A 19209-nucleotide genomic window follows, 5' to 3' on the forward strand; every position below is an offset into this window, starting at 1 on the left:
CGAAAGCTCCGGCTCGGTGAACTTCGTCACGCAAGACAACGCCCTGGCAGGCGGAGACAACCTGAGCGTCAAAATTGACGACGCCAAGGGCGGTAACTACGAAAAACTGGCTATCGACGAAAAACCGGCTGACACGTCGGTGACCGATACCCAGGACACCACTGGCCTCACTTTGACCGCGACCGACACGGTTACGGAAGGCGGCCAGATCACTTACACCGCAACACTGACTAACGCTGCTGGCTCGCCTGTCACCGTTACGTTGAGCAACGGCGCGGTCATCAACGTCGCTGCCGGCGCCACCACCGGCACCGTCACTGTCGACGCGCCAAAAGACGACGTCTACAAAGACGCCGGCAAGGTCGAAGTCAGCATTGATAAAACAACTGGCGGTAACTTCGAGAACCTCGTTCCGAGCACCACCCCAGCCGTCACCGACGTCACCGACACCATCGACACCAGCACTGTTTCGCTCTCAGCGACTTCGACCGTCGCTGAAGGCGGCACCGTGGTTTACACCGCTTCGGTCAACGCTCCAGTGACCGGCGCTCCGCTCGTTGTGACATTGAGCAACGGCCAAACCATCACCATCCCAGTCGGCGAAAGCTCCGGCTCGGTGAACTTCGTCACGCAGGACAACGCCCTCGCAGGCGGCGACCACCTGAGCGTCAAAATCGACGACGCCAAAGGTGGCAACTACGAAAAACTGGCCATCGACGGCAAGACCGCCGACACCTCGGTCACCGACACCCAAGACACCACCAGCCTGAACCTGAGCGCCACCGGCACGGTCGCCGAGGGTGGCCAGATCACCTACACCGCCACCCTGACCAACGCCGCCGGCTCGCCGGTCACCGTGACCTTGAGCAACGGCGCAGTCATCACTATTGACGCCGGCAAGACCACCGGCACGGTGAGCGTCGATGCACCAAAAGATGACGTCTACCTGGACTCCGGCAATGTCGCCGCAACCATCAAGACCGCCACCGGCGGCGGCTTCGAGAACCTCGTTCCGAACACCGCTGCGGCAGTTACCACCGTAACCGACACCGTCGACAACACCACCGTCAGCATCACCGGCAGCACATCGGTGACCGAAGGCCAGACCGCCACGTACACCGTCAGCCTGACCAACCCGGCGCAGACTGAAGTCACGCTCAAAATCGTCTACAGCGGCACCGCCGCAGACGGCACGGACTTCACCGGTGTCTACACCGTGAAAATCCCGGCCAACGCCACCAGCGCCACCTTCAACGTGGCGACGCTGGACGACAAGATCACCGAAGGCACCGAGAACATCGTGGTCAGGATCGACTCGGCCACGGGCGGCAACTTCGAGCACCTGGCAGTCAGCGGCACCAACGGCAGCGTCAGCACTTCGATCATCGACAACGACGCACCGCCGGCGCTCGACCTGGACGCCAACAACTCCAGCGGCAAGACCGGCGCCGATTACCAGGTGACCTTCACCGAAGGCACCACCGGACCGGGTGTGTCCATCGGCGACACGGACCTGAAAATCACCGACCCGGACAGCACGATGCTGACCGGCGCTACCATCGTGCTGACCAACCGTCAGCCCGGCGATGCGCTGAACCTGGGCAACAGCGTCAACGGCATCAGCATCAACGCCAACAGCACCGACGGCAAAGTCGTCCTGACACTGTCGGGCAACGCGACGCTGGCCGACTACATGCAGCAAATCAAGAACATCACCTTCATCAACACCAGTGAAGACCCGAGCACCGTACCGCGCATCATCACCGTGACGGTGACCGATGGCACCAGCTATTCCAACACCGCCACCACCACCGTGAACGTGGTCGGCGTCAACGATGCACCGGTGGCCACCGGCGGCGCGGTCACCGGCACCGAAGACACCGCGCTGGTTCTTGGCTGGTCGACTTTCGGCGTCAGCGACGTGGACAACTCCGCCGCCAGCCTGGGCGTAAAAATCACCGGGCTGCCGAGTGACGGCAAGCTGCAGTATCTGGACGGTGCAACCTGGAAGGACGTGGCCAACAACCAGACCTTCACCAAGGCTGACATCGACGCCGGCAAGCTGCGCTTCACCCCGGATGCCAACGAGTCCGGCGCCAATGGCAACCCGGCCGGCGTCGGCGATCAAAAGGCCGATTACGCACAGATCAGCTTCCAGCCAACCGATGGCCAGGCGCTGGGCAGTACCGGCACCGTGAAAATCGACATCACCCCGGTTGCCGATGCACCGAGCCTCAACGTCGCTGGCAACAACGTCACCTCCACCGGCCTGATCAAGGAAGTCTGGACCGGCCTTTCCGGCCTGGGCACCGATGGCAGCGGCGCGCCATCCGGCACGCTCAAGTCGGTGATCGATGCCGCCGGCGCGCCGAATAGCAGCACCAACGTGACCAACGTGCAGTCCGACAGCAACGTCAATCCTGGCACCGCATCGAAAACCTCGGGCCTGATTTTCCTCGAAGCCGGCAAGACCTACACCTTCAGTGGTGCCGGCGATGACAGCCTGTTGGTCACCATCGGAGGCAAGACTGCCGCGGCAACCACTTGGGGTGCGGGCGGCCAGTTGAACGGTTCGTTCACACCGACCACCAGCGGCTACTACACGCTGGACATCTACCACCACAACCAGACCGGCCCGGGCAGCTACGACGTGAACCTGTCGGTCAACGGCAGCACCCCGGTCGACCTGAGCAGCGCCGGCGTGCCGCTGTACACCGGCGTGACTGACTTGGCGAATGCCGGTGTGACCGTCTCCGACCTGCACGGTAGCAATGGCGAAGGCTACTACGACGGCTTCAAGCTCAACGAAGCCGCCGAAGGTACCAGCGTGCACCTGTCCAAGATCACCACCGGCCTGACCGACACCGACGGTTCGGAAAGCCTGAGCGTGAAGATCGGCGGCATTCCGGAAGGCAGCGTCCTGACCGACGGCGCCGGCCACACCGCGACCGTGGGCGCCAACGGCGAAGCCTTGGTCAGCGGCTGGAACCTGGGCAGCCTGACGCTGACGCCACCGACCTACTACAACGGCCAATTCAACCTGACCGTGACGTCCACCTCCACCGAAGCCCTCGGCGGCTCGGCCGTCAGCACAGCGCAGATCCCGGTCACTGTGTACCCGGCGACCTACAACACAATCACTGCCACCTCAGGCAATGACAACGTCACCGGCACCGATGGCAACGACATCGTGGTCGCTGACATCGGCGGGCTGACCGTGGTGCCGGGCGTCAACTACAACATCGCCTTCATGGTCGACAGCTCCGGCAGCATGAGTTCGTCGTCCATCACTGCGGCCAAGAACTCGTTGACCTCGGTGTTCGCCACCCTCAAGCAGAGCCTGGGCAGCAACTCCGGCACCGTGAACATCTTCCTGGCGGATTTCGACACGCAGGTGAACAAGAGCGTGTCGGTAAACCTCAACGACTCGAACGCGCTGACAATTCTGAAAAGCGTGCTCGATTCGATGGTTTCGGGCGGCAACACCAACTACGAAGACGTGTTCAAGACCACGGCGAACTTCTTCAATAGCACCCAGGCCCTGACCAACGCCGGCGCGAAGAACCTGACGTACTTCATCACCGACGGCCAGCCGAACCTTTACCAGTCCGGCGAACAGACCAACCCAACGTTGTACGGCAACGTTAAGCTCGATTCCGTATTGAGCGCGGCCAACTACACCGTGGGCAAGTTCTACACCCAGACGATCGACAGCACGCACAAATACACCATTTATGAAGACGGTGAGATGTACCTGTCGACCAAAAACGGCAAGAACTGGAATGACAGTTATGTCGGCACGGTGCATGCCGAGGGCAACGGTACGTTTGAACTCTCCTATACGGACGGTGGGTATTGGGACGCGGCAGCTGGCTCGACCGCCAGCTTCACCCTACTCAAAGGCCTGAGCAACGTCGAAGCCATCGGCCTGAACAACGGCGTGACGCTGAGCGATCTCTCGCCGTACGACTCCGATGGCAAACCACAGACCAACATCGATCCCAAGGACCTGGCCAACTCGATCATCGGTCACACCGAAGCCACCCTGCCGGGCGCCGACACGGTCAACGGCGGTGAAGGCAACGACATCCTGTTTGGCGATCTGGTGAGCTTCAACGGCGTTGCCGGCGAGGGCTACCAGGCCATTCAGGCCTTCGTCGCCCAACAGAGCGGCGTGGACGTGAGCAAGGTCACCACCAGCAACGTGCACCAGTACATCACCGAACACTACACCGCGTTCGATGTGTCCGGTGCCCACGATGGCAATGACACCCTGCTCGGCGGCGGCGGCAATGACATCATTTTCGGCCAGGGCGGTAACGACTCACTCGACGGCGGCAAGGGCAACGACATCCTCCTGGGTGGCACGGGTAATGACACGTTGATTGGCGGTCTGGGCAACGACACCCTGATCGGCGGCCTGGGCGGCGATACCTTTGTCTGGAAATCCGGTGACACCGGCAACGATGTGATCAAGGACTTCAAGGCCAGCGAGGGTGACCGGATCGACTTGCGGGATCTGTTGCAGGGCGAAACCGGGAGCACCATCGACCACTTCCTGAAAATCAGCACGGTCGATGGCGTGTCCTCCTTGCAAGTCAGCACCACTGGCCAGTTCAACGGGGCCAATGGTGCAGCGGCCACGCCGGACGTGACGATCAAGCTGGAAGGCAACAACTGGTCGAACGTCAACCTGAACTCGTTGATCGCCGGCAGTGACCCGACCATCAAGGTCGATCACAACAACAGCTGAGCCTGACACGAACCCGTGGCAAGGGAGCAAACTCCCTCGCTGCGGGATAAGTGTGCATACTCCCGCGCAGTTGGCCTATGCTGCCCAGCATGACGCCGCTTCATACATGAGGGATGCCCGATGTTTTATGTGCAACGCGATGCACAAGGCCTGCTGGTGCGCGTGGAAGCTGCCGCTTACGCCGAAGCCACCGAAACCCTGCCAGCCGACAACCACGAAATCCAGGATTGGTTCGCCAATCAAGCGGTAGAAAACAGCCTCAAGCAGCTCAAGCAGAGCGACCTGGAAATGATCCGGGTACTGGACGACCTGATCCAGGTGCTCACCACCAAAGGCGTAATCCGCGTCACCGACCTGCCACCGGCGGCCCAGGCCAAGCTGATGGACCGCAACCAGGCCCGGGAAGCGTTGGGCGGGTTGAGCCGGCTGATCGATGATGATGAGAAGGGGTTGATCTAGGCTGTACACAGCCTCCGTGGTGAAGGAGCTTGCTCCCGCTCGGCTGCGCAGCAGTCGCAAAACCAGGCAACGCGGTCTGCTTGAAGAACTGCTGGGGGCCTGCTGCGCAGGCCAGCGGGAGCAAGCTCCCTCGCCACGGGTCTTTGGTTGCCTGGGCTGCTCGCGATCGCGATCCTCAGTTCGTTACGGGCCTGTCAGCTCGGCGCTTGAACCTCCAGCCGATCCATCGCCCGCTCCACCAACAACTGCACCCCATCGGCCATCCGGCTGATCGCCAGGATCACACTGCGACGCGAGCCGTCGACATCGTCAGCCAGGTCGGCGGCGATGGCGCTGATGGACAGCAAGTCTTCGGAGGCGTTGGCCAGTAGGGTTTCGGTGTCGATGTCTGGGGAGACCATGAAGAGCTGGGCGGTTGGGGTTTTTCCCGGGGCTTCATCGGTTGGTTTGGGATTGAGGTAGTAGTCGAGGGCGCGCTCGGCGGCTTCGTCGAGTGTGTTGGAACTGTGTGAAGTGTGTTTGTTTCCGCTGTTGTCATTGGGAGCTCCTAAACGACTAGTAAGGAGCCTTTGCTACACAGCGAATCCAAAAATGAGATCGCTGAATGGCATGGGCCGTTTCGCCCTAAACAGATATTTCGGACTTGCACGTCCGTGTCACCGTTTTTTCGGTGACAAACCCAGACTAGCCACGAGGCAGATGCCGAACAAGTTCACTAAGTTCGCTACAACTCGAAGGAAATCTCCTAGGACCTTACTTTTAGAGGGGGGTGTATATCCGTTTCTGCGGTAACGGCCACTTAGGGTTCCGCCCTTACGGCGGCTCACTTTTGAGAAGCCTGCGCGGCCCGGCGAAAAGTAAGCAAAACGCTCTTGCCCCACCACTCGGCACCTCGCCTAGGCTCGGTGTGCCCTCACTCCGGCATTGCTCCGTGGGCCGCCGCGAAGGGCCATCCATGGCCCAGCGCGGCTATCCCGGCATCCATGCCGGGATGCCCACTGCGCAATGCCTGCGTTCGGCCAGCGTGGTTTAACGGGGCGCCCAAGATCAAAAGCCAGCGCGAGGCGGCCTGATAGCCGACCTGTTTCTTGGAGGGACCACGTTTCCCCTGTGGGAGCGGGCTTGCTCGCGAAAAGGCCGGCAAACCCAGCATCCATGTGACTGAACTACCGCTATCGCGAGCAGGCTCGTTCCCACATAGGTTTTTGGCCGTTTATAAGATCAGTGTTCACCGCCGGTCCCTGTGGGAGCCGAGCTTGCTCGCGATAGCGGTGGGTCTGCTTGTATCAATGCTGAATGTACCGCCGTCTTCGCGAGCAAGCCCGCTCCCACATGGTTTTTGGTCGTTTACAAGATCAGTGTCCACCGCCGATTACTGTGGGAGCCGAGCTTGCTCGCGATAGCGGTGGGTCTGCTTGTATCAATGCTGAATGTACCGCCGTCTTCGCGAGCAAGCCCGCTCCCACATGGTTTTTGGTCGTTTACAAGATCAGTGTCCACCGCCGATTACTGTGGGAGCCGAGCTTGCCCGCGATAGCGGTGGGTCTGCTTGCATCAATGCTGAATGTACCGCCGTCTTCGCGAGCAAGCCCGCTCCCACAGGGAAACGCGGTCCCCATCAAGAGCCAGGTCGGCTATAAGGCCGCCTCGCCGTGGACGTTGATCTCGGCGCCCCGTTAACCACGCTGGCCGAACGCAGGCATTGCGCAGTGGGCATCCCGGCATGGATGCCGGGATAGCTGCGCTGGGCCATGGATGGCCCTTCGCAGCGGGCCCACGGAGCAATGCCGGAGTGAGGGCACACCGAGCCTAGGCGAGGTGCCGAATGGTGGGGCATAAAGCGTTGCTTACTTTTGCGCTTCTCAAAAGTGAGCCGCCGTAAGGGCGGAACCATAAGTCGCCGTTACGAAAAGAACGGATATGTACTCGGTCAACAACATCCAGGCCGGCTACCAGGCCGCCTCGTCAACAAGCCTCACCCCCACCGCCTAGGCTCCCCAACCAACTGCCCCTGCACCCCAAACAACCCCATCTCCCGAATCACCGCCAACTCCCCCTCAGTCTCCACCCGCTCAGCAATCAAAGGCAGGTCAATACTGTGAGCAGCACGCTGGATCGCCTCGATAAACAAACGCTTATCGCTTTCCTGATCAATGGCGCGGATGTAACTGCCATCAATTTTCAAATAGGCCAGCCCCAGCCGAGACAAGTTGCCGATCATGCTGAAACGCCCACCAAAGCGCTGCAGGCTCAAGGAGAATCCAAGCTCGCGCAGACGACGGGTCAACTGCTCCAAAACCGCTTGCTCCGGCAGTTGTTCCTCGCCAATTTCCAAGGTCAGGCGCGGCCCAAGGTTGGAATGAGCACGCAGGATTTCGAAGATTTTGTTCAGCGCCTGCGGATCGGCCAAGGTCGCCGAGGACAGGTTGAGCGCGAGGGATTGGTCGTGCCCGACCATTTGCTTGAGCACCTGTTCAAGCATCAAGCGGTCCAGGCGCGCAGTCCAGCCGAAGCGCTCCAGCCAGGGCAGGAAGCGGCCGGCGGGAATGGTCTGGCCCTGATCGTCCAGCAGCCGCGACAGAACCTTGTAGTGCAGCACCACTTGGGTGTCCTGGGCGGCCACCACCGGTTGGAAGTACAGCTCGAATCGCTGATGACTCAAGGCCTGGTCGAGCAGCGTGTGCCAGGCATGGTGATCATCGCCAAAACTGGACACTGCGGCATGGTCCAGGCAGGCCCAGCTTGGCTCCCCCTGGCTTTCGGCCTGGGCCAGGGCCTGGTCGGCAAGCTGGAGCACCGATTGCGGCGAGTCGCCATGAACGAACGGTGCCAGTCCGATGGAAGCCACCGAGGCCACGTCGGTTGCGCCCGTGGCGTGCAGGCTCGCCAACGCGCTTTCAAGGTTCTGCGCCAGCTGCAGCGCTTCCTCGCGCACCAGGCCTGGCGCCAGTACGGCGAACTCGCCGCCACGGATGCGCGTCACCAGATTCTGGGTTTCGGGGTATCGGGCACTTTCACGCAGCAATTGCTCGCCGACCGCTTTGAGCAATTGATCGGTCCGCTGGCCGCCCAACCGCTGGTTCAGGCCGGCCAGGTCCTTGACCCGCAGCAACAGCAGATAACCGGAACTGGCCTGCTCCGTGTTGCTCACCCGGGCATTGAGTTGCATCTCGAAATAGCGTCGGTTGGCCAGGCCCGTGAGGTTGTCCTGGTAGGACTCGGCCCGCAGCTTCTCGCTGCGCTCGGCCTGCTCCTGGAACAATGCCTTGAGCTTTTCGACCATCTGGTTCATCGCCTGCACCACACGGCGCAGTTCCGGGGTGCGCGGCAGTTCCGGCAGGCTGAGGAACTCGCGTCGGGCGATGGCGTGGGACTGATGCACCATGTAGTCCAGCGGCTTGAGCTGGCGACGCAGCAGCAAGGCCCCCAGCACCGCGCTCACGGCGCCGCACAGCAGCAACCAGCCCAGGCTGCCCAATGCGCTCTGCCACAGCTTGGCGAGGGCGAACATCGGGTGGCTGACCACCTCCACCCGCGCTGCCTGCTCCCAACCGCGACTGACGATGGCATCGCCGCCGGCCGGTTCCAGGCCGATCAGCTTGACGAACCATTGCGGCACGGTGCCCGCGTCCGGCGTGCCCGTGCGCTCGACGAGGGTTTTGTCGGTGGCCACGTCCACCACGCGAATGCTCGCGTAGTAACCGCTGTCGAAGATCGAACTGACCATCAGTTCCACCATCGCCGGGTCGTCGATGTTCGGCGTCAGCGACAGCGCCAGCGCCGTGGCCGCGTCCTGGGCGTGGGAACGCAACTGGTTGACGTACTGGGCCCGCGAACTCTCCAGGCTGACCATGAAGCTGCCGCTGAAGGCAACCACCAGGAACAGACAGATAGCGATCAACAGCTGTTTGAACAAGGACATCTGAGCGCGCGCTCCTAGTTAGTCGTCTCGACCGGAAAACCTTCGGCCTGCATTTTTTTCAACACATCCTGCCACCGGGACAGGCGCTTGGTGTCACCCACTTTCTTGTTGCCCTTGGCACCCGGCAGCCACAACCCTTCGGCGTTGAAAGAGTAGACCGGCAGCAGGTCGGTTCGCTGGCTGGCCGGCTGGATGCCGTCGATCAGGCTGTCGAGCACCAGCGGCATCGCCTCGGGCGTGGCGTAATAGGTCAGCACCATGTGCGCACGGTTCTGTCGCAGGGCCTTGACGTAGGTGATGCGCAGCTTGTCACTGGAGACCCCGAGATGACGCAGGCTGAAGTACTTGGCGATGGCGTAATCCTCGCAATCGCCGGCGCCCTTCCACAGGGCCTGGATCGGCGTTTCCCAGTAGTCGACCTCATGCCACAGGTCGATGTCTTCCACGTAGCGCACCTGCTTGTTGAAGAACAGGTTCACCACCTTGAGCTGCTCCAGCTCCGGCGTCTGCTTCTGGGTCGCCAACAAGTGCTGCCAGGCGTCGATCCGCTGTTGCCCTTCGCCCAGCGGGCCATATAACGCCTGCGCCCGCCGGCTGATCTGCGTAAAGTCCCAATCCGCCCGCAACCCGCCCAGCATGAGGCCGGCCAGCAACAATGCCGAACACAGCCAGCGCAAGGACCTGGAAACGGGGAAAGGTGCAGCCAAGGGAATACGTCCGAAAGAGGCCGTTGGAAATTCGTTGGATGGTGAAGCCTGGGCAGGCAAAAAACAATGGCAAGGTGCAATCACCCTAGGCACGCTAAACTTTAGTTCAGCCCCAGGGCCGCGAGACTTTGACGGCGAGATAATCTGTAACTAATGTTCGCCTGGATCCAATTCGTTACTACCAGTCAGGATGCGCTGTCGTGACAAAGAAGCCCTCACCGTTAAGCACTATCCCGGTCAACGGGCCGATTCCCGCAGCCCAGGCACGCGCGATCATCGAAGAATCCCTGCGCGCGGCCATTCTCGACGGACGCCTGCCCTGCGGCACCGCCCTGCGCCAGCAGGAAATCGCGGATCTGTTCGGCGTCAGTCGCATGCCGGTGCGCGAAGCATTGCGCCAGCTTGAGGCGCAGTCATTGCTTAATGTGGTCCAGCACAAGGGTGCCGTGGTTGCCCCGCTGATCACCAGCAATGCGCTCGAGACCTATGCCCTGCGGTCGGTACTGGAAACCTTCGCCTTGCGCCTGTCCATCCCGCTACTCGATGACAACGACCTGGCAATGGCTGCCGGGTATATCGAACAGCTGGAAACAGAAACCAACCATGCCGAGATCGGTAAGCTCAACCGGCTGTACCACATGTCGCTTTATCACAAGGCGCCCAATGGCAAACTGCTGGACCTGATCGAACGCGAGCTCAACGAAGAGGAGCGCTTCTTGCGCTTCCATCTGTCGTCCATGGGCTTGGGCAAGTTGAGCCAGGACGACCATCGTGCACTGCTCGACGCCGCACGAGCGAAAGACATCGATACAGCGGTTGTCTTGCTCGAGCGTCATTTGGAAAAAGCCTCCGTCACCATGCGCCGCTATCTGGAACAGCAGTCGCATCAGTGATCCGACGCCGGCCGCCCGGCCGGCGTAAAACCTTCTTACATATCCTTCCTGGCCGCTTCTCGCCGACCCGGCGCGGCCAAGCAGCCGCTGCGACTCGCCGCCACAATCAGTTCAATGGCACTGCCATCGATTTGGGCTCACTCTTGCGTTTATCGATTCAAAAACAGACCTGAAGAAGTCAGCGCCGAGCTGCACAGCCCGGCGAATCGAAGCCAATAAGCAGGAGCTTGCGCACCGGCGGGATGATCGGACGTCCGACCGATCTCTCACCCATAAAAACATCCACACCCTAACTCCCCGTCCCTTGAAGTGCTCCGAGTGAGGCATTCACTCGAACTATTCGATTCTGATATCACCCAGTCGGAAGGAGCCTCTTCGCCTGAATAAAACTTATATTAAAAGTTTTAAAGAACCTCTTCGCGCCCAATAAAAGCCGCACTTTAAATAATTAAAAAATGACTTGCCGCTTAGTTGCCAGGTGTATTAGTTTTTTATTCGTCGAGTGGTTATCGACCGCTTATTACTTCCGTAGACCCACCAAAATTCGGCACTTCGCGCCGAAAAGTGGGTACTTATAAGCGCATCTTAGAGTGACTTTGTACTTCATGGATTCCGGTTCAGGCGCCCGCTCGCCTTCCTAAAAAAGCGGGCAACTAGCCGGGCACAACATCATTGATGAGGACGTTCCAATGCAGCCAACCAAAGAACAACTATTTCTGAAGAAACATGAACTTGGCCACCATCCGGTTTTTTCCGAAATTACATCAATTGATCTGTTACGCCGGTTTATGGAAAGCCATGTCTTTGCCGTCTGGGACTTCATGTCCCTGACCAAGCGGCTGCAACGCGAGCTCACTTGTGTCCACCTGCCCTGGCTGCCACCGGCCGATCCGCACGCGGCACGCTTGATCAATGAAATCGTCCTGGGCGAAGAGTCGGACGATCGTCCCGGAGCCGGTTATTGCAGCCATTTCGAACTGTACCTGGACGCCATGCGCGAGGTCGGTGCGGATACCCGCGCCATCGAGCAATTCATCACCCTGCAACAGGAAGGCGTCAGCCCCGAAACGGCACTGGAAAGCGTCGAGGTGGAACCGGCGGCGGCGCGCTTCGTTCGCCAGACCCTGCACACCGCCCTGCACGCCCCGGCCCACAGCGTGGCTGCGGCGTTCGTACACGGTCGCGAGAGCGTCATCCCGCAGATGTTTCAACGCATGCTGGACGCCTGGGGCATTGGCCTGGATCAGGCTCCGACCTTTCGCTACTACCTGCAGCGGCACATCGAAGTCGATTCCGAAGACCACGGTCCCGCCGCGGAAAAACTGCTGGCCCGGCTGATCGACGGCGACCCGCAGCGCGAAACCGAGGTGCTGGCCGCCGCCCTCGCCGCCGTCCACAGCCGCGCGGCCCTGTGGGACGGCTTGCGCGAGAGCATGGCGCAGCCGGTTGCGCAGGTGATGCCATGAACGCCATCCACTACCAGTCTTTCGCCGATGCCTGGGAAAGTCGCGCCACCATCCGCACCCGGCCACGGCGCCGGGTCGAAAACGACGACAAGCTGATCTTCCCCATGAGCCGCCAGCCGTTGGTGCACAGCCAGACCTTTCTCAGCCATTGCCCACAACTGCGCGATTTCGTGTTGGTGCAGAGCCTCTACAAGTTCATCAACGACGTGGTGATCTTCGAGACCGAACTGGTGGACCACACCGCTCGGCGCATCGCCAAGAACCGCTTCGGCATCGAGTTCCCGTTCGCCTGCCGCTACGACGCGATGACCGTGGTGGTGGATGAGGACTACCACGCCCTGGTGGCAATGGACTTCATGCAGCAGACCATCGACATGACCGGCATCGAGCCGATCCCGTTGCCGGCGCAAATCGAACTCAGCCGCGCGATACCGGCCACCTTGGCCCAGGCACCGACACATTTGCTCAGCGCCGTGGAGCTGATCTGCATCGCCATTGCCGAAAACACCGTGACCAACGAAGTGGCCGCCTTCGCCCGGGACGACTCGGTCAAGGCCTCGATCAAGGGGCTGATGGCCGACCACTTGCTGGACGAGGGACGGCATTCCGGTTTCTGGACGCGGCTGGTGCAGATCTACTGGCGCACCGCACCCGAGGAAGACCAGGAAACCATCGCCCGACTGATGCCCGGATTCATCGCCCAGTACCTGGCCAGCGACCTGCAGCAGGCGTTCGATTTCGAGCTGATCGCGCACCTGCCCGTCGACGAACCGGTGCGCCAGTCGCTGCGCGAAGACGCCAATGCGCTGGCCTACCCCATCAATCGTTTCCACCCGTTGGTGGGCAATATCACGCGTTTCTTTCGCAGCAGCTCAATGCTTGCGTCCCCCTGCGTGCGCGATGCCCTCGCCGATTACCTGACCCCATGAGGACCTTGCGATGAGACGCCTCGAAATTGCAGTGCCTGGCACCAGCCAGGCAATGGTCGAACTGGCCCGGGAACTGGAACTGCACGGCCATGGAGTCGTGAACTTTCAGTCGCCGGCCGATCACCCGGCGGTCGACTTGTTGATCGATGACGGTACGACGCCATGGGCCATTGACGCCCACACACGCCTACAGATTCGCGTGACGCTGCGCCCGGTGCCCGGTGAGGCACTGCCGCAACCGGTGCTGTTTTTTCACGACGGCCCACAGCGGCTCCTGGCCCGGGAGGTTATCCCCCAGCAAAGCTGCGGTAACGGCCAATCCTTGCGCCTGCGAACACTGGCGGCGGTGGTGGAGATCGGCGCGCGGATGGTCAGCGAGCTGTCACGGGATGAACACTGTTTCGAAAATTGGCCTTCGCCACCGGCCAATCTCATCGAACAGCCGCTGCTCGGGCTCGACGTGCTGGAGCCGCTGGCCTTTGCACACCGTTTCAATCGGCCACCGGTGCCCTGGCTCCTGGCCGCTGCCGAAGTGCCGGTCATGCACAGCATCGAACAGCGCATGCTGGATGACGCTGCGCAACCGGCCCTGTGGGTGGATGGGCAACTGACCGACTACAAAGCCTTGCGCAACCTGACCCTGAGGTTGCAACAAGCAATGCTGGAAAAACTCCAGGATGCAAGCGGCCGCCCAACGGTGATCGGCGTATGCCTGCCCAAATCCGCGCAGCTGTATGCGGCGATCCTGGCAGTGCTGGGCTGCGGCGCGGTGTACCTGCCGCTGGACCCGCAGCATCCGGCGCAACGTCGGCGTTTCATCCTCGAAAATGCCCAGGCCGACCTGCTGCTGCACGACGGCGACAGCGACCTCGGCGACCTTCTGTTGCCGAGCGTGAATGTGCATCGGCTGCCGCCGTCCAAGCCGGGCATTCCAGTCTCGTTGATCCGCCGCGTGCTGGACATCGACGAACCGGCCGTGGCGATCTACACCTCCGGCACCACCGGCCAGCCCAAGGGCGTATTGCTCAGCCATCGCAACCTCAGCCATTTCTGCGCCTGGTATGGCGACTACGTTGGCTTACAGCGCGACAGCCGGGCGTTGCAGTTTTCCACCATCAACTTTGACGCATCACTGCTGGACGTCCTGCCGACCTTCATTCATGGCGCCCTGCTGGTGGTGCCCAGCGAAGACCAGCGCCGCGATCCACAGCAATTGGTGGCGTTGATTCGCGAACAAAAGGTCACGCACGCCTTCCTGCCGCCCGCCCTGCTGAGCGTGATGCCGTTGGATACGCCGTTGGGCCTGGCGCACCTGATCACCGGCGGAGACGTCTGCGAGCCCTTCGTGATCGAACAGCTCGCGCCACAATGCCGGTTCCATAACATCTACGGCCCGACCGAAACCACGGTGCTGGCGACCACTCGGCTGTTCGGCGTCGGCGACAGCAATCGCAACCTCGGCGTCCCCATCACCAATGGCCAAGTGTTGATTCTGGATGAACAACAGCAACCGGTGCCCCAAGGCGCGCCCGGCGAGTTATACATCGCTGGGCCGGGGGTTGGCCTGGGCTATCTGAACGATCCGGCGCTGACCGCCAGCCGCTACCTCAACCTGACGTTGCCCACCGGGCAAACGCTGCGCGTCTATCGCACCGGTGATATCGGCCAGTGGACCGACAGCGGCATCGAGCTGAGCGGACGGCGTGATAACCAAGTGAAAATCCGCGGCTTCCGGGTCGAGCCGGAGGAAATCGAACATTGCCTGCGCGAAAGCCAGTTGTTTCGCCAGGTGGCGGTGGGTGTCGATGAGCGGCGGCGGATCCTGGCGTTCCTGGTTCATCCCGAGCAAGACCTGCCCGGCGCCGCGCTCCAGGCGTTGCGCGAGCACGTGCAGAACACGTTGCCCAGCTACATGCACCCGGTGGCCTACGTCGAGTTGCCCGCGCTGCCCTACACCAGTAACGGCAAGGTGGATCGTCGGGCGTTGCTGGCAACGGCGGTGCAGGTCCACATCGGCAGCCAGCGACGCCAGCCGCAAAACGCTCTGGAAACACAGCTGCAGCAACTGTGGGCCGAACTGCTGGAACTGCCAGTCGAAGACATCGCCACCGACGAAAGCTTCTTCAACCTGGGCGGGCATTCGATCCTGCTGTCGCGACTGCTGTTGAGCATTCGCCAGACGTTCGGTCGCAGCCTGTCGATCAATCGCTTCATTGAAGCGCCCACCTTGATCACCCTGGCGAAGTTGCTGGGCGATCCGGAGCAAGACAGTGCCCCAACCCTCAGTCCCCAGGCCTTCATCGATGCCGAGGCCGAACTCAACCTCGAGCCGTTGCCCATCAGCCAGTGCGGCGATGTGCACAAGGTAGTCGTGACGGGCGCCAACAGTTTTCTTGGGGTGCACATCGTCGAAGCCTTGCTGGCCTGGGGCGCCACCGAAGTCGCCTGCCTGGTGCGCGCCAGCGCCGGGCAGAGCGCGGCCGAGCGTTTCTCCCAGGCCCTCCAGGACAATCACCTGACCCACCTGGACCTGGACCGCGTCAGCGTTTACGCCGCCGACATCACCCAACACCAATTGGGCTTGCCGGACGAGGTCTACGCCCGCATCGACAGCACCTTCGGCGCGCTGGTGCACAACGCGGCCCACGTCAACCATGTGCTCGACTACGAGTCCCTGGCGCGGGACAACGTCGAGCCGATCTTCGAGTGCCTGCGCCTGTGCGAGGGGCGCAGCAAGAAGATTTTCAATTTCGTTTCCACGCTTTCCGCCTCCAGCGCCATGGACGCCGCTGGCCAGGTGCTGGAACAGCCCGCCGCGCCGACACCGCCGATCTACATCAAGAACGGCTACAACCTGTCCAAATGGGTCGGCGAACGGATCTTGCAACGGGCCCGGGATCGTGGGGTGTGGGTCAATCTGTTTCGCCCGGGCAACATCAGCTTCAACAGCCTGACCGGGGTCTGCCAGCCCCATAAGAATCGTCTGATGCTGATGCTCAAAGGCTCGATCCAGCTCGGCCAGGTGCCGGAACTGTCGCTCAATTTCGACCTGATGCCGGTGGACTTTCTGGCTCGCTTCATCGCCTTCCACGCCAGCCGTTACCAGCCGACGCAAGCGGTGTTCAACCTGCATAACCCCCAGCCGTTGAGCTGGGACGCTTACGTGGCGTCGTTTCGCGACAGCGGCCGGGAGTTTTCCCTGGTCAGTATCGCCGAGTGGCAGCGGCAATTGGCCCGGGTCGATGCCGACAATGCGCTGTTTGGCGTGCTGGGTTTCTACCTCAACGGCTTCGAGGAAGACATTGGCGACATCTCGCTGATCAGCCACGACAACGCCCGCGCCGGCGTGCGGCAAATGGGCGCCAGTTACCCGGAAAAATCCCCGGCCCTGCTACGCCGCGGCGCCGACTACCTCAAAGCCATCGACTTCATTTGAACCAACTCAACCCCAAGCAAGGAGCAAGACCATGAGTGCTTTTCAACCCGACACCCTGATCAAAAATCCCCACGCCTGCCAAGTCGAAACCTCGGTGGAAGTAGCCGCCGACGCGGCAAGCGTCTGGGACGTGGTGGGAAACTTTGGCCGATTCGATCGATTCATTCCGGCGCTTGAGCACATCGAAATGACGGGGGATGGGGTGAGGTCCCTGCGCAAGAAATTCTTCCGTGACGGCCAGAACCTGGTGGTGGAACAGCTCAACAGCCGGGACGACCAAGCCATGCATATGACCTGGACACTGATCTACAACACCCTGGGCATCGACAACCTGTGGGCGGCCATGCGCGTCGAACCCCTGGCGGACAACCGCTGCCGCGCCACCTGGACCATCATCGCCGACCACACCGATGCCCACACACCCTCGGGCTTCAGGGATTTCCTCCAGGGCTTCGCCGATGAAGCAATGGCGAATGTGCAAGTGATGTTCGCTTAAGGCATAGCCCATCCACGGTGTGGGAGCGGGCTTGCTCGCGAAAGCGGTGGTCCTGTGCCGGTGATGTTGGCTGGGCTGACGCCATCGCGAGCAAGCTCGCTCCCCACAATGGTTCCTGGGTGGGCCCGAGATCCAGGGTCACCGCCAATCCCCTGTGGGGGCGAGCTTGCTCGCGATGGCGGTGGGTCGGTTGGCGGCTGGGCGTCAGATTTTGAAGCTGTCTACCAGTTGCTTCAGCCGGTTGGCCTGTTGCGACAAGGCATCGCAGTCCTTCAGGGTTTCATTGAGGTTGGCCACGCTTTGCTGGTTCAGCAGGTTGATGTGGCTGACGTCCATGTTGAGGGTTTCCACCACGGCGGTCTGTTCTTCGGTTGCGGCAGCCACCGACTGGTTCATGCCGTCGATCTCGCCGATGCGCTGGGTCACGCTGACCAATCGCAAGCCGGCCTGGTTGGCGACTTCCACGCTTTCTTCGCTGGAGGTCTGGCTGGCGTTCATCGTGGTCACCGCTTCACGGGAGCCGACCTGGAGCGAGGTAATCATCTTGTGGATTTCTTCCGCCGATTCCTGGGTGCGATGCGCCAGGTTGCGCACTTCATCGGCCACCACCGCAAAACCGCGTCCTGCTTCCCCAGCACGGGCCGCTTCGATGGCCGCGTTGAGGGCCAGCAGGTTGGTTTGCTGGGAGATGCCCTTGATCACATCCAGAATGTGCCCGATGTTATCGGTGCTGGCATTCAGGGTTTCGATCTGAGTGCACGAAAGACTGATTTTCTGCGACAACTCGGTCATGGCCTGGATGGTTTTTTCCACCACCTGGCGACCATCATCGGCCTGCTCGCTGGCGCCGCTGGCATGTTGCGAAGCATCGGCGGCATTGCGGGCGATTTCCTGGGTAGCAGCGCCCAATTGGTTGATCGCCGCGGCGACGCTGTTGGTGCGAGCACTCTGTTCATCGGAGCCAACCAGCGAAGCGTTGGACGAGCTCATCACCCGCTGCGAAAGGTCATGCACTTGGCGGGTAGCGGAAGACACTTCCGAAATCGACGCGTGAATCCGCTCTACGAACTGGTTGAACGAACCACCCAACACAGCGAACTCGTCCTTGCCCTGCACGACCAGGCGACGGGTCAGGTCGCCTTCACCTTGGGCAATGTCCTGCATGGCACGGCCCATGGTGGTCAACGGACGCATCAGCACTTGGATCAACAAGCTCAGCAGCAACGCAATGGCGGCGACCGCGACAAACATGGCAATCAGCGCAGACGTGCGGAACTGGCTCAGCGGCGCGTAGGCCTTGTCCTTGTCGATCGACAGGCCGATGTGCCACTCAGCGTTCGGCAAGCCAGTGACCGGGGTGAAGGAAAGAATGCGGTCCTGCCCGTTCAGCTCGACCTCCTGGATGCCTTTGCCAATGCGTACCGGCGTTCCAGGATAGATGTCCTTGAGGTTTTTCATCACTTGGTCTTTGTCCGGGCTGACAATCACCTGACCGTCGCCGCTGACCAGGAACGCATGGCCAATACCACCGAAGTCCACGGAGTTGATGATTTTCACCAGGGTCTCCAGGCTCAGGTCACCGCCCACCACACCCAGCAATTCCCCGTTGTGCTTCACCGGCAGGGCGATGGTCACGACCAGGCCACCGACTGCTGCCGAGTAAGGCGGGGTCAGCATGGTTTTATCGGCACTGACCGCCTGCTTGTACCAAGGACGCTGGCGTGGGTCATAGCCGTCGGGCATTTTCGCGTCAGGGCGCTGAGTGAAGACCCCATTGGCCTGGCCCACGTAAGTGAACTGGAAATTCGACGTCAACGCCGGCTGGTCGACCAGCCCCGGCAGATCGGCACCGGAGCCCTGGTGCGCGATGTTCTGCGCAAGGTTTTCCAGCACCAATATCCGGCCACTCATCCAGTTCTGGACGCTACTGGCCGTCAGGTCGCCGGACTGTTCAATCGACGACTCGAGGCTGCGAGCAATGGTGTTGCGCTGCAGGTAGTCGTTGTAGAGCGTAAACAAGGCGAAAGCCAAAACCACCACACCAGAGGCGGCCAGAAGGATTTTATGACTGAATTTTAGATTCATCGACGGGACTTCTTATGCAGGGAGTGGGGGTGCATTCCGGTTGCAACATTCCATGTAGCAGCG

The 19209-nt window shown here is 61.2% G+C and carries 9 protein-coding genes and 2 pseudogenes; 7 read left to right on the forward strand and 4 right to left on the reverse strand.

Features of this window, described 5'->3' with window-relative positions:
* Together AD663_RS27045 and AD663_RS27050 are read left to right on the forward strand one after the other, a co-directional pair.
* Nucleotides 1-4753: pseudogene (locus AD663_RS27045) on the forward strand (LapA family giant adhesin); the annotation flags it as partial.
* Between the two features lie 120 nt (nt 4754-4873).
* The gene (locus AD663_RS27050; protein WP_003186932.1) at nt 4874-5212 is read left to right on the forward strand and encodes a hypothetical protein; all 339 of its coding nucleotides are present in this window, start codon (nt 4874-4876) and stop codon (nt 5210-5212) included.
* Nucleotides 5213-5406: 194 nt separating this feature from the next.
* On the opposite strand, the pseudogene AD663_RS27055 reads toward AD663_RS27050, so the two are convergent.
* The 3 genes and pseudogenes from AD663_RS27055 to lapG form a co-directional block, all read right to left on the reverse strand.
* Nucleotides 5407-5709, reverse strand: a pseudogene (locus AD663_RS27055) (DUF6124 family protein); the annotation flags it as partial.
* Between the two features lie 1478 nt (nt 5710-7187).
* Nucleotides 7188-9134 carry a cyclic di-GMP receptor LapD gene (gene lapD / locus AD663_RS27060; protein WP_053214857.1) on the reverse strand — a complete coding sequence of 649 codons (1947 nt, stop codon included), beginning with the start codon at nt 9132-9134 and terminating at the stop codon, nt 7188-7190.
* A gap of 14 nt (nt 9135-9148) precedes the next feature.
* The gene (gene lapG / locus AD663_RS27065; protein ID WP_371261253.1) at nt 9149-9772 is read right to left on the reverse strand and encodes a cysteine protease LapG; all 624 of its coding nucleotides are present in this window, start codon (nt 9770-9772) and stop codon (nt 9149-9151) included.
* Nucleotides 9773-10041: 269 nt separating this feature from the next.
* On the opposite strand from lapG, the gene AD663_RS27070 reads away from it, so the two are divergent.
* The 5 genes from AD663_RS27070 to AD663_RS27090 all read left to right on the forward strand — a co-directional run bounded on the left by AD663_RS27070 (nt 10042) and on the right by AD663_RS27090 (nt 17061).
* On the forward strand, nt 10042-10734 hold the full coding sequence (locus AD663_RS27070; protein ID WP_003186941.1) for a GntR family transcriptional regulator: 693 nt from the start codon (nt 10042-10044) through the stop codon (nt 10732-10734).
* A 689-nt stretch (nt 10735-11423) separates the two neighbouring features.
* Entirely contained in the window at nt 11424-12200 is a 777-nt protein-coding gene (locus AD663_RS27075) for a DUF3050 domain-containing protein (protein ID WP_003186943.1), read from the forward strand.
* Nucleotides 12197-13129 (forward strand): diiron oxygenase, encoded by a 933-nt coding sequence (locus tag AD663_RS27080; protein ID WP_003186946.1) that lies wholly within the window; start codon nt 12197-12199, stop codon nt 13127-13129. Before AD663_RS27075 ends, AD663_RS27080 begins: the two co-directional genes overlap by 4 nt.
* A gap of 10 nt (nt 13130-13139) precedes the next feature.
* Nucleotides 13140-16565 carry a non-ribosomal peptide synthetase gene (locus AD663_RS27085; protein WP_053214858.1) on the forward strand — a complete coding sequence of 1142 codons (3426 nt, stop codon included), beginning with the start codon at nt 13140-13142 and terminating at the stop codon, nt 16563-16565.
* 31 nt (nt 16566-16596) lie between these two features.
* Nucleotides 16597-17061 carry an SRPBCC family protein gene (locus tag AD663_RS27090; RefSeq protein ID WP_003186950.1) on the forward strand — a complete coding sequence of 155 codons (465 nt, stop codon included), beginning with the start codon at nt 16597-16599 and terminating at the stop codon, nt 17059-17061.
* A 204-nt stretch (nt 17062-17265) separates the two neighbouring features.
* On the opposite strand, the gene AD663_RS27095 is transcribed toward AD663_RS27090, so the two are convergent.
* Complete coding sequence (locus AD663_RS27095; protein WP_053214859.1) at nt 17266-19146, reverse strand: methyl-accepting chemotaxis protein; 1881 nt, start codon at nt 19144-19146, stop codon at nt 17266-17268.
* Nucleotides 19147-19209 lie beyond the last annotated feature (63 nt).

It is taken from the genome of Pseudomonas sp. Q12-87 (assembly GCF_001269755.1).
Classification (GTDB): domain Bacteria; phylum Pseudomonadota; class Gammaproteobacteria; order Pseudomonadales; family Pseudomonadaceae; genus Aquipseudomonas; species Aquipseudomonas fluorescens_S.